Origin of the sequence: Polyangium fumosum, from assembly GCF_005144585.1 — a bacterium.
GTDB classification, from domain to species: Bacteria; Myxococcota_A; Polyangia; order Polyangiales; family Polyangiaceae; genus Polyangium; species Polyangium fumosum.
Window position 1 is genome coordinate 18,120 of sequence record NZ_SSMQ01000065.1, and the last position, 13,961, is coordinate 32,080.

The window sequence follows — 13,961 nt, forward strand, 5'->3', positions numbered from 1 at the left end:
AACGTCACCGCGCGCCGCGCGAAGCATTACGCAGCCTCTCCAGGAGGACGCGGGCCAGGCGGCGGAGCTTCTTCCAGAGCGATGGGGATTCCACCACGGCGGCGTCGAGCGGCGCGGGCGCCTCGGGCTCGGCCGTCTCCGCGGCCCAAGCGATGAGGCGTTCCCGCAAGGCCGCGGGTGCCGGGGCGCGCGGCGCGAGCGCTTCGAGGACGCCGTCGAGCTCCTCGGGGAACGGCTCCGACGTCTCCTCGGCCCAGGTCACGAGCTGCTCGCGCAACGCGTCCGGCGCACGCACGTCGGGGTCGGGCGCGAGCGCCGCGAGCACCGAGCGCAGGATCGGATCGGAGGCCGGTTCCGGCTCCGGTGCGACGCTCGGCGGGGGCGCGGGCGGGACGAACGGCGCGGGCATCGGGCGCGGCGCGTGCGGCTCGGTGCGCTTCTTGGCCGCCTCGCGGACGTCGTTGCGTGGGCGGACGAAGAGCGTGATGAGCTTCGCGAACCCCGTTTTCGGCGCGGGCGCCTGGGTTTGTCGCTTCCTCGCCTGCGAGCGCTTCATAACTCGCCCCCGGACAGCTTGAGTTTTTCGATCAGCCGCGAGAGCCGTGATTTCACGGTCCCGAGCGGGATGGAGAGCGCCTGCGCGATGTCATCGTAGCTGAGATCCTCCTGGTATCGGAGCAAGAGGAGCGCGCGATCGGTCTCGTTCAGGTCCTTCACCACGCCGCTCACGCGCTCGGCGCGCTGCCTTTGCTCGATGCGCGAGATGGGGTCCGTGCTCGCCGGGTCCGTGGCCTCGTCCGCGCCCGGCTCCTCGAACACCTGGCGCTCCCGCTCCCGCCTCCGACGCACGTCGATCGCCTTGCGCACCGTGATCTTGACAACCCACGCGTGCTTGTCCTCGACGGACGCGTCGTACCGGTGCGTGCGCATGGCCACGATGACCGCCATGAAAGCCTCCTGGGCCGCGTCGTCGACGTCGGGGCCGGCGTGGAGGACGCTGTGGACCCACCCGTAGATGAAATCCGCGAGCGTGCCCCCCGCCACCCTGTCGCCCCGAGCCGCCGCTTCCAGCAGCTCGACGGTGATGCGGTGTGTTGCTTGTCGCTTGATCATGAAACGTCCGGGCCTACCACGAGCGAGCGCGGCGGATGGTTCCCTCATTTCGAACGTCGCGACGTCGCGACGTTCGAAATGGAGCGTCCGGGCGTACCACGCAGGAGGGGGCGGATGGTTCCATCATTTCGAACGTCGCGACGTCGCGACGTTCGAAATGATGCGTCCGGACGTACCACGAACGAGGGCAGCGGATGGTTCCCTCGTTTCGAACGTCGCGACGTCGCTCCCGGCCCGACGGGCCCTTCAGCGCCGCTCGGGCAAGACGATCACGGTCCCCTCGGACGAAAGCTCGAGCCTCCGCCGCGCCGCTCCCTCCGTCATTTCGACCTCCATCTTTCCGGGCGCGACGACACGCGCCGTGGGGCGCTTCGGCGTTTTTCCGGACGGGCGCCCCACCGCGATGGGCGCGGGCCAGAGCCCTTTCCCGCGCTCGTCGTACCGCATCGCGAACACGGCCTCCTCGCGCCGCGAAAGCGGCCCTTCGGCCGTGCCCGCGCCGACGAGGACAAACGTATCCTCGGTATCGACCAGGATCCCGACGGCCGCGCCCGGATCCGGCTTCCACGGGAGCGTCAGCCCCGAGCGGCCCCACGCGCGCATGCCCCGCTCGTCGATCCGCGACGCGCGCGCCTCGCCTTCGCCCGCGGCCACGACGACATGCCCGTGCCCGGGCCAGTACAGCGCGGAGATCGCCTCGCAATGGGGGATCTCCACGACCTCGTAATCGGCGAAGATCCCGCCCTCCGAGGTCCAGGCGCGGAGCGCCGCGAGCCCGCCCGCCGCGTCGCAAAAGGCCACGCCGACCGACGCCTCCGGGCCCCGCACGACGGTCATCTCCCGCACGCCCGGCACGACCCCCGCGAGCGGCATTTCCTTCGTCCACGCCCGCGTGCCGTCCGCCGCGACGACCAGCACGAGAGGTTTGTCGGGCTGGGACGAATCCTGGATCAAGAGCGCCTGCCGATCGCCCGGGAGCGTCTCCACCTGCAACGAGAGCGGGAGCCCCACGTGCTCCCCGAAATGCGAGAGGACGGCGTCACGATGCAGGGAGAGCCGCGGATCGTCTTCGATTCGCTTGACGTCCGAGCGTCGGGGTTCGGTCGCTGGCAGCGAATGATCAGAGGGCCCCTCGGGCGCGGGCGCGAGGTCGGGCGGCGACGACGCGGGATTCGCGCCCGCGGAGGTGGTCGCCGCGGGCGAAGCGTCGGTCCCTGCGTCGGCTGGCGCGGCGCTCTCGTCGCGGCGGCAGGCGGGGAGAACGACGAGCGCGGCGGTGACGAGGAGCGTACCTGACGAACGCCTTCGAATCATCACGCGGAGTGTACCGCCCGGACGAGCCGCCTCAAGGACCGTCGAAGGTCGCGACCTCGGAGACGTAGGCCTCGTCGCCGCACGTGCTCACGAGGACGAGTGAACGAGCGCGTTGCCGCGGCAGCGGGAAAAACGCCACGAGGTGCGTGCCGCCGTCCTCCCCGCGCTGGTGTTCGGGCGCGACGAGCGTGGTCTTCGTGCCGTCGAGCACGACGACCGTGGAGGCGCAGCCCTTCGCGTCCGCAGGCAAATCCGTGGTGCAGGACTCGTTCGTGCACGCGAGCGGCAGGGGCCGCGGCGGGCGCGCGTGGGCCGGATCGAGATCGATCGCCGCGTGAAGCGAGCCGTCCTGCTCCTCGATGCGGAAATCACGGCCGGGCACGAGCACGCGCGGGCGCAGCCCGGGCACGTGGACGAAGAGCGGAATGTGGTCCGGGGGCACGCTCCGCGCGCCGTACGTCCCGACGAACCGGCCCGACGTGTCCACGGGGAAAACGCTCTTCGCGCCTTCGAGCGGGACCACAAGCGCGGCGTCGGTGGCTCGGGGGAGCCGGATTCGCCCCTCGACGTGGACGCGGGAGGTCCGGTCGCACCCCGCGATCACGAGCGCGCCGAGCCCGAGCACGACCCTGGATCGAACGAGGCGACGCCCCATCGGCGACGACCCTACCATGCGCGCGGGGAAGGGGGGACCCCTGGCGGCCGCCAGGCGGAAATCCGCGCCGCCACCCCGCGCCGCTCGAAAACCGCGGGGTTTTCCGCAGGTCTCGGTCCGGCACGGCGCTCGCAAAAAGGGCGGGCATGCAGGCGACGGCCCTGACCTTCCTCCTCGTCGGCCTCGACGCGTTTCCCGTGCGCGTCGAGGTGGACTCCGGCCGCGGGCCGGCGTCGTTCCAGCTCGTCGGGCTCGCCGAGGCGAGCGTGCGCGAGAGCCGCGTCCGCGTGCGCGCGGCGCTCTCGCAGATCGGCGTGGCCCTCGACGAGCACGTGATCACGGTGAACCTGGCGCCCGCCGATCTGCGCAAGAGCGGCGGCGCGTTCGACCTGGCGATCGCCATGGCGGTGCTCGGCGCGCTCGGCAAGGTGCCGGGCGAGGCGCTGCGCGGGCTCGCGTTCCTCGGCGAGCTCTCGCTGACCGGCGCGATCCGGCCCGTGCGTGGGGTCTTGCCCGCGCTGCGCGGCGCGGCGGCGCGTGGGCTCGGGCGCGCGGTGGTCCCGCGGCACAACGGGGCCGAGGCGGCGAGCGTGCCGGGCATCGACGTCCTCGTGGCCGACCACCTCGGCGATGTCGTGTCGGCCCTCGCGGGCGGAGACGACCTCCCGTCGGCCGGGCCGCGCCCGTCGCTCGCGACAAACCACGCGGAGGCGGCCGTGGATCTCGCGGAGGTGCGGGGCCAGCACGTGGCGCGGCGCGCGCTGGAGATCGCGGCGGCGGGCGGGCACAACCTCCTGATGATGGGCCCGCCGGGCGCGGGGGATTCTGGTTCCTCTGACCCACGACGTGCTCTCGTGCCTGCCAGCACCGTCATAAGCCGTTCGCTGGGTGGAGCGGCGTCGTTGGCCGGGAGCATCTCGCGGATCGGTAGCGCCAGAGAGACCGTGAACTCGGTGTTCGACATGGCACGCACCTGAAAGTCGTGCGCGCGCTTGAACTCCTGGAAGAGGGCGCGCTGGTACTGGGGGCGGTCCTCGACCCTCTTCTTGAGCTTTTGGAGGTACTCGCGGACGCGTTCGACCGTGATCTTGCTCGGCGCCGCGGCGGCCTGAGCTTCGAGCTCGGCAAGGTCCGCTTCGACCACCTGGAGTTCGGCGCGTAGCTCGCGTACACGGCCGAGAAGGGCAGCGTCTCCCTCAAGATCCTGCGATGACTCGAACAGGGTGAAGTACTTCGCGATCGCGCCCTTGAGCTCGTCGCGCCTGCGCCTGAGTGCAGGCACCCGTCGCTGCACGGCAGGTTGCTCTGCTTCGAGCTTCTTCTGGAGCCGCTCCACGTGCTCCATCACGAACTCCGGCGAGGACAGGATTTCGTGGAGCCAGCTCCAGACGCCGTCTTGTAGGCCGGTGGCGTTGATGAGCGGGAAGGAGCAGAGATCTGGCCCTCCCGTATGTCGGCGAGAGCAGATGTAGTAGCGCCGCGTCGAATGATGGGTCCACTTTCCAATGACGCGACTGCCGCAGCTTGGACAATGTAGAATGCCCGTGAGCGAGAAGGTCTCGTTCGCCTTCGGCCCCGGCCGCTGCCTCTTGACGGTGTTCTCTGACGTCTTGACGGACTGCGTCTTTTCCCAAGTGTCGGGCGTAATGAGCGGAGGATGCTCGCCCTGGTAGAGCTTCTGCTTGTAACGCGGGAGGCGAGAAGGGAGCCGCTCTTCGTACGCCCCTTCGTCGTAGGTCGTGAAGCCTGCGTACGCGGGATTGTTAATGATGCGGTTGACGTAGTTCGAGAGCCAGGCACAGCCGTTGCGCGTCTTGTAGCCGCGCTCGTTCAAATGCCTGCAGATCCGCTTGCAGCCGTACCGGTACTGGGGCGCGGTGTAGAGTTCGAAGATGAGACGAACGATTTCGGCTTCTTTTTCATCGATGTACCAGCACTTCCCGACGGGGTACTCGAGGCACGCACCCTTGTACGCCTCATCGGGCGAGTGGCCCACCGCCACAAGGTCCTTGATACGGCGCGACTGTGACGTGTAACCGAACGGCGGAGGGCCACCTCCGGTCTTCCCCTTGGTGGCCTTGCCACGCTTCATCTCTCGGATGCGTTCAGCCGTGAGGTTGACCTCGAGTTCACTGGCGGCACCGAGAACCTGCAGCGAGAAGCGCCCGTGGGCGCTCTTGTAATCGTACTGATGGGAGAAATCCCATAGCTCTACGCCACGAGCCCGCAGGGCGCTGAGTACTTGCGCCTGGATCTCGTTGGTTCTCCAAAGTCGATCCGTGTGGCGTGCGCAGATCCCGACGATGCGTCCAGCTGCGACATCATCGAGAAGCACCTTGAGTGCGGGCCTCTTGTCGACCCAGAGCTCGGCCGAGACGTGCTTCGGTTCGATGTAGATCTTGTAGTTCGTCCAGCCACGCTGCCTCGCCACTTCGCGTGCACGGTTCGTCTGGTTCGGGATGGAGAGGTCGACGGTGACGCTCTCTTCCCTGGTGACACGCACGTAAAAGGCCCACCAACGTGCAGGCGCCGGGCCGTCTCCCCAAGATTGAAGCTCAGCTGCGGTCATCATCTTCGTGCACCAGTTCTACAAGTAGCTCGCTTACGACGTCGAGAACATCATCTGAGAGCCGAAATCCGCGAGTCGCAAGCTCACGGGTGGGTTGGTCGACGGGCTTTATACATGCCGTGACTTCGTAGTTTCCTTCCTTTGGCGTTGAGCGGTGTAGCGAGACCACGAAGGATCCTCGTACGACAGGGAGCGTGTTTGCGTCGCGGCTGGGTTTTCGAGGCGACGTTGTGGGCTCGGAGCGTTCTCGCCCAGCGCTTAGTGCAGACGTATTGTGCGGACGGTCCGTAGGTTGTCCGAGCGCAACAACGTCTGGTTCTGGCTCTGGTCGCGGTGGCTCCGGCGATGCCATCGCCGCGTTCACGCGTGTCGAGGGGCGGCGCGCCTTGGGCGTACGAGGCCGCGCGCTCGTCGTGGTCTCGGGGCGTGCGGTGCGGGCAGCGTCATTCCGCGCCTTCATCCGCTCTGCCCGAGCCATCTCGGCGCGCCGCGCCGCCGTTCGGCGCCGGATCGCCGCGAACTGCTCGGGCGTCACACCCACGGTCTGTCGGCTGAGCTTCGCAATGCTGTACTGCCAGAGGAGCGCCGACTTGACCGGGTCGACGTCCTCGGGGTCCTCATCGGGCTCGGCTTCAGCTACGCGGTAGTAGTCGTCGTCGACGAGCCGCCAGACATCCCCCTCGTCGGGCCCATCGACGAACTGCTCGAGCTCGCCATGCGCGCCGGGCTGGGCTTCCTGCGGCAGAATCTGCTCTTCCATCACTGTCACCTCGGGAAGCGGCAAGGATACTACAAGCTTGTCATCTTGGCCAGGGCACCAGGCGCCCTTCTCCGGGAGTTTGGAATTCCGGGAGCCGGGAGTACGACATCTGCCCGCTGAAGGTTTGTCTGGGAACGTGCTTATTCAGAAGAACAAGTAGTTGTTCTTGTCGCTGACTACTTGTGGCGCGCGTTCTTCTTTCGGCTTGAAATGAAGGCTCTTGCGCGATCGGCACAAGTCCTTGTTGTGCCATGAAGACCTGCAGAAGGGGGTGGGGTTCCCTTTCTACGATGCCCCGTGATGGAATACCCACACCATGGATATTACCTATACGGCAGGCGACGCGGTCCGGGTTTCCGGGTTGCGTTATAAGAAGCTGGACGAGATTCTTCGCAGCGGGCTCCTCAAGCCCAGCGCCGGCGGAGGTCAGGGGCGCGGCTCGCCGCGTCGGTTCACGGCCCGAGATCTGCTCGCGTTGCGGCTTACGCGGGAGATCTTGAAGGCGGGTATTCGCGTGAGGACGATGGTCGGGCTCTTGCGCTACGTGCAGCGGGGCCACGGGTTCCCCGAGCTCCACGAGCTCGTGAACGTGGCCGTCTGGACCGATGGTGATGGCGTCGTCTTGTTCGACAAGACGAAAAAGAAGTCGGCCGCGGGATCGAGCGAGCGGTGCGTGAGCCACGTCGTTGACCTCGGTCCCGCCGCAGAGCGTGTGCTCCGCGGTATCGAGCGCATCGCGAACACGGAGCCGCAGAGCCGAAAGAATAAGAAGGATCGTTGAAAAAGGAGAACGGCTCCATCCGCTAGGTCTGCCGAGGCCGCGAATGGAGCCGTCCAGGAGGTAGACATGAATCTAGCATGCGCTTCTACGGAAACCAATACAGAGGGCGCACAGGTGCTGCCCCTCGAGTCTCATCACATCAACTACTTGAAAGAGCGCGCCATCGATCCGGAGCGAGCGGCCCGCGCCGGCTTGCATACTGTCTCCCCAGAAGAAGGGGCGAAGCGGATCGGGAGGGGCACCCCGCTGCCCTGCTCCGGCCTGTGCATCCCCTACCCGAACGAAGGCTACGCGCGTATCCGCCTCGACACGCCGCTCGATAACGCGCGGTATCTCGCCCCTGCGGGCGTCGAGGTCCCCATCTACGTTCCGGCAGATATCCCGCCGCAAGACGTGGGACAGCGTCTCTACGTGGTCGAGGCGCCCATCAAGGCGCTGGCGCTCACGCAGCATGGTTTTCCAGCCGTCGGTCTCGGGGGAACCGCGACGACCCTCACCACCAAGGGTGGTGATAGATACCTGAACGGGAGCTGGGACAAGATCCCGCTCCAAGGCCGCGAGGTCGGGATTCTGTTCGATGCCGGGCGTGCCACGAACCCGAGCGTCGCCCGCGATGAAGCGAGGCTCGTCTTGGGCCTCCAGAAGGCCGGCGCGAGGGTGCGGGTGGCCGCGCTCCCGCTGAAACCGAACGGCAAGGATCAGGGGCCGGATGACTTCCTCGCGGCCCATGGGCCTGCCGCCCTGCAAGCGGTCATCGACGCGGCTGTTCCCGCCAACCCTGTTGAGCGGGTCCAGTACCTCTCCACGCGCTTCACCACGAACGAGGAGCTCGCTCGCGCGGCCGCTGCGCTCCTCGATGAGCTGCCCTTTCTGGCTTCGATCAAGGAGCGCGGCATCGGCACCGAAAAGGAGGTGCTGTGGCTCTTGAAGAAGTTCAAGGTGACGCCGAGCGACTTCCACCGCGCGATGAGGCGGATGGAGGACAAGGGCAAAGAGAAGGCAGCATCGGCGCCCGAGGTGGTCTCGACCTGCAGGAAATACGACGTCCACAATGGCCAGTTGTGCCTCGTCCACCGAATCGGCGACGTCGTCACGCATGAGCCGATCTGCAACTTCACTGCCAGCATCGAGCACGAGGAGGTGCTCGATGATGGCGTCGAGCAGCAACGGCGCTTCACGGTGGCCGGCACGCTCGTGACGGGCGAGCAGCTCCACGCGGTGCACGTCAACCCGTCGGAGTTCGCGAGCGACGACTGGCCGCTCAAGAAGTGGGGCGCGAGGGCGGTTGTGTTTGCCCTTCCCCGCGCGGCCGGGCATCTCCGAGCTGCGGTCCAGGAGAACTCGAATCCGGCCTCGTCTACGACGTACACGCACACGGGGCTGCGCAAGCACCATGGAGATCTGATTTTCCTCCATGCGAACGGCGCGGTCGGAGCGGCAGATGTCGCCGTCGACATCGACGACATCTTCCACCGCTACGAGCTGCCTGAGCTGGCAGAAGACGTCGCCGATGCCGTTCGGCTGTCGCTCGACTTCCTCGACGTCGCCGATTCAAGGATCACGGCCGTGCTTCACGCGGCGATGTACAGGGCGCCGTTGCAGAGCGTGCTCTACTGCGACGCAGCCATCGCGCCCTACGGGCTGAGCGGCAGCTTGAAGAGCTCCGTTTCGGCTGTTGCCCTGTCGCACTACGGCCTCTTCGACCACAAGACGCTGCCGCTGAGCTGGACCTCCACGTCCAATGCGATCGAAGCGCACCTCTTCACGATGAAGGACATGCCTGTCGTCATCGACGACTACGTGCCGAAGAGTGCAGACCCCGGCGACGAGTACCACAAGAAGGCGGCGCAGGTCTTCCGATCGGTCGGCAACGGCAACGCGCGCCAGCGCCTCACCCGCGACTTACACCTCCGGCAGAGCCGGCCGCCGAGGGCCCTCGTCATCACGACCGGAGAACAACTCCCCGAGGGCAGCTCGATCCGGGCGCGTCTCATCACCATCCGCATGCGGCGCGAAGATGTCGACCTCGCGAAGCTGAGGTACTTGCAGCAGGCACGCCGCCGCTTGCCGCATGCGCTTCGAGCTTACATCGAATGGCTTCTGCCGCGCCTGGACAGCATCCGCACGGAGGCCGTGGAGATTCACGAGAAGTACGCGGCGGCTCTCCAGCAACAGGGTGATGTTCATCTGCGTGCGCCGGAGGCGATGGCGCACCTGCTCGTCGGCGCGCACTACTTCGCGGAGTTCGCGGTCGACATGGGCGTTCTCGACGCCGCCGGGGCAAGCGCCTACATCGAGAAGGTGAAGGCCGCGCTCGTGGCGAACAGCCGCGACCAGGCGCGCCTGGCCACGGAGATGAAGCCGAGCCGGCGCTTTCTCTCCGTGCTCAAGTCGCTCCTCACGCAAGGTCGGGTCGGTCTGGTGACCAAGAGTCTGCCGCTTACGAAGACCGAGGAGCACGGCACCGTTCCCACGTCGTGCGATGTCGGCGGCGGCAAAAACATCGGCTGGGTCGACGACAAGTTCGTCTACCTGGTCCCCGAGGCTGCGTACGAGTCCTTCGTGCAGGCCCTCAGGGCCATGAACGAGCCGATGCCGCTCGACCAGCAGGCGTTCTGGGCGCAGCTCGTGGAAGAAGGGCTGACCTCGAAGGGCGATGGGAAGAACCTGCACCCCAAGCGGCGCGTCGGCGGGGCCCGGGTGCGGGTGGTGGAGCTGCCCAAACACTACCTCCTCGATCCGAGCGAGATCGAGGCGCGCATCGACGAGGAGTTCGGCAACAACGCGGACGAGCCCGACGACGATGACCCCGACGACGGGCCCGAGGGGGGCTCTGGGCCGGGAGGTGGTGCGGGGCCTGCGAGCGGGTCCGGGCAGCGCCCTGCGGGGTGCAGTGGGGATGCTGGGCCGCCTGCTCTCCACCCGGTATCGCTGCAGCTCCCGCACCCGGCCCTACTGGCCCTACCGCGGCCCTACCGTGGCCCTACCGTGGAATCGAGCGTTTCCGAGGCGAATCCAGCCAATTCTGAGAGGTGGCCCTACCGGCCCTACCTCCCAGAGGGTAGCTCCCAACAGGGCGGCGCTTCGGAGCAGGTGGGAGGAGATCTCTCCCTACGTGGTGCTTCCCCTATGGGAGCCACCCCTGCCCCTGAAAAGGTAGGGCCAGTAGGGCCAGGGGCTCCAACCGCTGGATCTACAGAGGGAATCGTGGTCCAGCCTGGTAGGGCCACGTCGGGCCCGAGGTCGGGCCAGGAGACGGACCTCACCCCAGATGTCGCCACGTTCGCCACGGCCGCTTCCCGTGCCGGTAGGGTCGGCATGGCGATGCGCTCGACGGGGGCCCGCCCGATCGTCGACCGGCCGAGCCTGCTCGCCCTGGCCACGCCGGACGGGCAGCTCTGCGTGCTCGACCTGTCGAAGCCAGGGGCCCTCGGGCCACTCGCCGATGTCCTCCGGGATGTGACCGTCGTGGGTCACGACATGAAGGCGTCGCTCATGCACCTCGCCCATCACCTGGGCGTGGAGCCGAAGGCCGCGCTCGACACGATGCTGCTCTGGAAGCTACGCGATCTCGGAGAGCACATTGATGATCCGAAGTACTTCAACCTCGAGCGCGCTCGCGCGGAAGCGGGGCTCTCCTCGAACGACAATGCGCGGGCGGGAACAGGCGTGCAACGAGAACACGAGACGGTGCTGGCAGAAGCGCGGGATGTGCTTCGCATCGCCGACTGCCTGCGCGAGGAGATCAAGCAATGCGGCCTGGAAGAAGTCGCCGCGCTCGAGCTGGCGCTCCTCCCCCGTATCGCGCAGATGGAGCTCGCGGGCGTGCCCATCAACCGCATGGAGTGGGCGAGCATCGTGGCCGCGTGGGGCGCAGAGGCGGAGCTGATCAAGAAGCGCTTCGAGGCCAGGGGCGTCAACATCCACAACGACAAGGAGGTGCGCACTCTGCTCGGCCAGGAGGGCATCATCGTGCCTCGCACTGGCGGTGATGCGCTCGCGCCCTTCGCGCATGTTCCCCTCGTTCAAGACCTGGTGCGGTTCCGAAGCCTCCACGGCTTCGTCGCCGGGCCAGGAAAAGAAGTCCTGCGAATGTTGGACGAGAACAGCAGGGTGCATGCTTCGTTGCATCAGCTCGGCTGCGCGACAGGGCGCATGTCCTGCTCCCGGCCGAACCTGCTCGCGCTGCCACGCGACAACAAGGTCCGGGGATGCATCCAGGCTCCCCGGGGCAAGAAGCTGATCGTCGGCGACTACAACGCGATCGAGCTTCGCGTCCTCGCGGACTTCACCGGCGATGAGCGCCTCGTCGAGCTGTTCCAGCAAGGGCGAGACCCGCACACCGAGACCGCGATGCACATCTTGGGCGTGTCTCCTGATGCTGTTACGAAAGATGCGCGTAATAAGGCCAAGGCGATCAACTTCGGCCTGATGAACGGCATGGGAGCGGCGTCGCTCGTGACCTACGCCCTCGAAAACTTCGGGGTGGTGATGAGCCTCGAAGAGGCCGAGGAGTACAAGCGGAAGTACTTCGAGCTCTACGTCCGCGTGCAGTACTGGCACGAGTACGTGCGAGAAGAAAAGCCGGACGGGCTGCGTACTGCGAGCGGGCGCATTCGATGGTTCGGCGAGCCGAACCAGTACAACGCCAAGCTGTGCACACCCATCCAGGGCACCGCGGCCGACGGCATCAAGCAGGCGATGGTGCTCCTCGCACCGCACCTCAAGCGGCTCGGGGCGCAGATGATCCTCGCGGTGCATGACGAACTCCTCGTTGAAGCCCCCGAAGAACACGCCGAGGAGGTCAAGGTGCTCATGCGCGACTGCATGATCGCCGGGATGCAGAAGTACGTGCCTTCGGTGCCGATCGTGGTCGAGCCGAAGGTGATGTCGCGCTGGGAGAAGTAGACGGGCTACGGGCGGTGGGCACACGAGCTCCCCGCCTATCGGTTCACGCCCACCGTGGTCACGATCCTGGGCGTGCCGATCAACCCCCACGCCCTCCACCAACCCGGCGTGAAGCACAGGTAAAGCACGAGAATAGGCGCTTCTTTTGCCCGTACAGGGATTCGGCACGTCCCCTTGTGATTCTACACAGCGCTATGACTCCCTCGGGGATCAGGCACCTGGATGTTCCGAGCGGGCCCAAAGCTCAGGACCCATCCGGATCGCGAAGTGGCTGGATAGCCAGGGTTTCGCTCTCCGGGGGCTTGGGATCGACGCGGGCCGCGTATGGAGATGCTTCCTCGGAGAGGTTGGCTCTGGAGCCCTGTCAGTACCTGCCGGTCCCGCTGCGCGCCCGAGGTGCCGACAGCTGCGTCTGGGGCAGGTCCGCAGCCTAAAAAGTCGCGACGTCGCGACTTTGTCGCCGAGCGGCCGAGCTGTGGCCCGACCTCGCTGGCGAGCCTTGAGAACGGGGTTGCCGGGCGTCTGCGGCCATCGCCGACGGGCCCTTCTTCCGCAGAACAATCGACATTCCCGATACGAAGCGCTGCCGCCAACTACCTCGACCGACGCATTCAGATCCAGCCATCCAGGTGCGCGATTGATTCGCCTCGGCGCCTGATTCCTGATCTTGCTCGGGGACTTGCAAGCGATGCGGTCGAGGAGGTGGGGCTGGTTCTTGTGGTTGATGGTCCCCAACACCCCGTCGTCTCCTCCCGGGCCGCACGTGCGCCTGTACCGCGCGCCGACGTGGGGGGCGGCGAATGCGCTGCAGTGAGCGCGACAGCCTGTTAGGTGCGGCTCGCTCATCGGCGGGTAAGCCCGCCGGGCTATGCAGCCGCCTGCCTTCGCAAGAACTCGACGGCGTTGTCGTAGGCTTTCTTGAAGGCGATGAACGCCTCGCTCGATCCGCCCTGATCGGGGTGACGTGTCTTCACCCCCCGGCGCCAAGCAGCCTTCACGTCCTCCTCGGTACACGGCCACGTCAGCCCGAGCTCCCGGATAAACCACGGCGTCGTGTCCGCTGCCTTTTTCGGACCAGGAGCCTGCGTGCTGCCTGCTGTGCGCTCCCGGGGCGGCTCACGTTGAGCGGTCTCTGCCTTCTGCCTCCAGAAGCCGCGCTCAGTTTCCCACCACAGGCGCTGTCGTTCCTCCACGAGCCGCCGCGCCTCCTGAAGAAGACGCGTACGCCGCTGCTCAAACGTTTCTCCAGATCGCCAGGGTTGCTGCAGGCTCTTCATGCAGAACCACAATGCCTCCTCGGCCGGCGAGGGCCGTGGGACCACCTGGGCGATCCCATCCGTGATCCACTTGTAGTGCTCACGCAGGCGAGCGCGTTCGGACTCGTCGAGACCCTCCTGAAGGCGCCAGAAATCGATCTCGAACTGCTGCCACCATTCAACACGCGCCGTGGGGTCGTTCTTGTCCTCCACGCAGCACGTCCTGATGCCCCGCGAAGGACGCCATAGGGTGCGGTTTCTGGGCTTGCCGCCCTTGCGATAGGACTCCTTGATGAGCGGCGTCAACGTCGACCGCCCGGGACCAGCGTGGCTGCAGTATGGATCTCGATAGGCTCGGTCCGAGAGCGGGACCTTCTTCCAATGCACGAACATCTCGACCTCCGCATCGACGCCGGCAGCGCGAAGCATCCAGCGTAGTTCCTCGGGCGCTCAGCGCTGCATGGTCGCTGAATTGTAGTTCCACGAATCTACCCCGCCTGAGCGAATTGCGCTAGAGAAAATGCTTGGAATTGGGGGCAAGACCGGGTGCTCCGCGCTGCGTAGTTCTATTCATCCGTGGACCGCGGCAATATTCCGTGGACCGG

General features: G+C 66.7%; 10 protein-coding genes and 1 pseudogene. 4 read left to right on the forward strand and 7 right to left on the reverse strand.

The window, feature by feature from the left end; all coding sequences use genetic code 11:
* Window positions 1-4 precede the first annotated feature (4 nt).
* From E8A74_RS40440 to E8A74_RS40455, 4 genes are all read right to left on the reverse strand, one after another.
* A complete protein-coding gene (locus tag E8A74_RS40440; protein WP_136934466.1) occupies window positions 5-556 on the reverse strand; it encodes a hypothetical protein in 552 nt (183 codons plus the stop codon).
* The gene (locus tag E8A74_RS40445) at window positions 553-1,113 is read right to left on the reverse strand and encodes an RNA polymerase sigma factor (protein WP_170229740.1); all 561 of its coding nucleotides are present in this window, start codon (window positions 1,111-1,113) and stop codon (window positions 553-555) included. Before E8A74_RS40445 ends, E8A74_RS40440 begins: the two co-directional genes overlap by 4 nt.
* A gap of 246 nt (window positions 1,114-1,359) precedes the next feature.
* Window positions 1,360-2,427, reverse strand: a complete 1,068-nt coding sequence (locus tag E8A74_RS40450) for a hypothetical protein (protein ID WP_136934468.1) — start codon at window positions 2,425-2,427, stop codon at window positions 1,360-1,362.
* A 31-nt stretch (window positions 2,428-2,458) separates the two neighbouring features.
* Entirely contained in the window at window positions 2,459-3,082 is a 624-nt protein-coding gene (locus E8A74_RS40455) for a hypothetical protein (protein ID WP_136934469.1), read from the reverse strand.
* 146 nt (window positions 3,083-3,228) lie between these two features.
* Here E8A74_RS40455 and E8A74_RS40460 point away from each other — a divergent pair, with 146 nt between their 5' ends.
* Entirely contained in the window at window positions 3,229-4,059 is an 831-nt protein-coding gene (locus E8A74_RS40460) for a magnesium chelatase domain-containing protein (RefSeq protein WP_136934470.1), read from the forward strand.
* Between the two features lie 5 nt (window positions 4,060-4,064).
* The gene (locus E8A74_RS40465; protein ID WP_136934471.1) at window positions 4,065-4,244 is read left to right on the forward strand and encodes a hypothetical protein; all 180 of its coding nucleotides are present in this window, start codon (window positions 4,065-4,067) and stop codon (window positions 4,242-4,244) included.
* A 231-nt stretch (window positions 4,245-4,475) separates the two neighbouring features.
* Here E8A74_RS40465 and E8A74_RS56145 read toward each other — a convergent pair.
* A pseudogene (locus E8A74_RS56145) lies at window positions 4,476-5,654 on the reverse strand (recombinase family protein); the annotation flags it as partial.
* Window positions 5,638-6,411 (reverse strand): hypothetical protein, encoded by a 774-nt coding sequence (locus E8A74_RS40480; protein WP_136934472.1) that lies wholly within the window; start codon window positions 6,409-6,411, stop codon window positions 5,638-5,640. The gene E8A74_RS40480 and the pseudogene E8A74_RS56145, both read right to left, overlap by 17 nt.
* Before the next feature lie 316 nt (window positions 6,412-6,727).
* On the opposite strand from E8A74_RS40480, the gene E8A74_RS40485 reads away from it, so the two are divergent.
* Window positions 6,728-7,192 carry a MerR family transcriptional regulator gene (locus E8A74_RS40485; protein WP_136934473.1) on the forward strand — a complete coding sequence of 155 codons (465 nt, stop codon included), beginning with the start codon at window positions 6,728-6,730 and terminating at the stop codon, window positions 7,190-7,192.
* Window positions 7,193-7,306: 114 nt separating this feature from the next.
* Window positions 7,307-12,100 (forward strand): DNA polymerase, encoded by a 4,794-nt coding sequence (locus E8A74_RS40490; protein WP_170229741.1) that lies wholly within the window; start codon window positions 7,307-7,309, stop codon window positions 12,098-12,100.
* Window positions 12,101-12,966: 866 nt separating this feature from the next.
* Here E8A74_RS40490 and E8A74_RS40495 read toward each other — a convergent pair.
* On the reverse strand, window positions 12,967-13,569 hold the full coding sequence (locus tag E8A74_RS40495) for a hypothetical protein (RefSeq protein ID WP_136934475.1): 603 nt from the start codon (window positions 13,567-13,569) through the stop codon (window positions 12,967-12,969).
* Between the last annotated feature and the right edge of the window lie 392 nt (window positions 13,570-13,961).

Excerpts from the sequence above, each read along its gene's own strand:
- E8A74_RS40440 (WP_136934466.1), bottom strand. The coding sequence starts at position 556 with ATGAAGCGCTCGCAGGCGAGGAAGCGACAAACCCAGGCGCCCGCGCCG.
- E8A74_RS40445 (WP_170229740.1), bottom strand. The coding sequence starts at position 1,113 with ATGATCAAGCGACAAGCAACACACCGCATCACCGTCGAGCTGCTGGAA.
- E8A74_RS40450 (WP_136934468.1), bottom strand. The coding sequence starts at position 2,427 with ATGATTCGAAGGCGTTCGTCAGGTACGCTCCTCGTCACCGCCGCGCTC.
- E8A74_RS40455 (WP_136934469.1), bottom strand. The coding sequence starts at position 3,082 with ATGGGGCGTCGCCTCGTTCGATCCAGGGTCGTGCTCGGGCTCGGCGCG.
- E8A74_RS40460 (WP_136934470.1), top strand. The coding sequence starts at position 3,229 with ATGCAGGCGACGGCCCTGACCTTCCTCCTCGTCGGCCTCGACGCGTTT.
- E8A74_RS40480 (WP_136934472.1), bottom strand. The coding sequence starts at position 6,411 with ATGGAAGAGCAGATTCTGCCGCAGGAAGCCCAGCCCGGCGCGCATGGC.
- E8A74_RS40485 (WP_136934473.1), top strand. The coding sequence starts at position 6,728 with ATGGATATTACCTATACGGCAGGCGACGCGGTCCGGGTTTCCGGGTTG.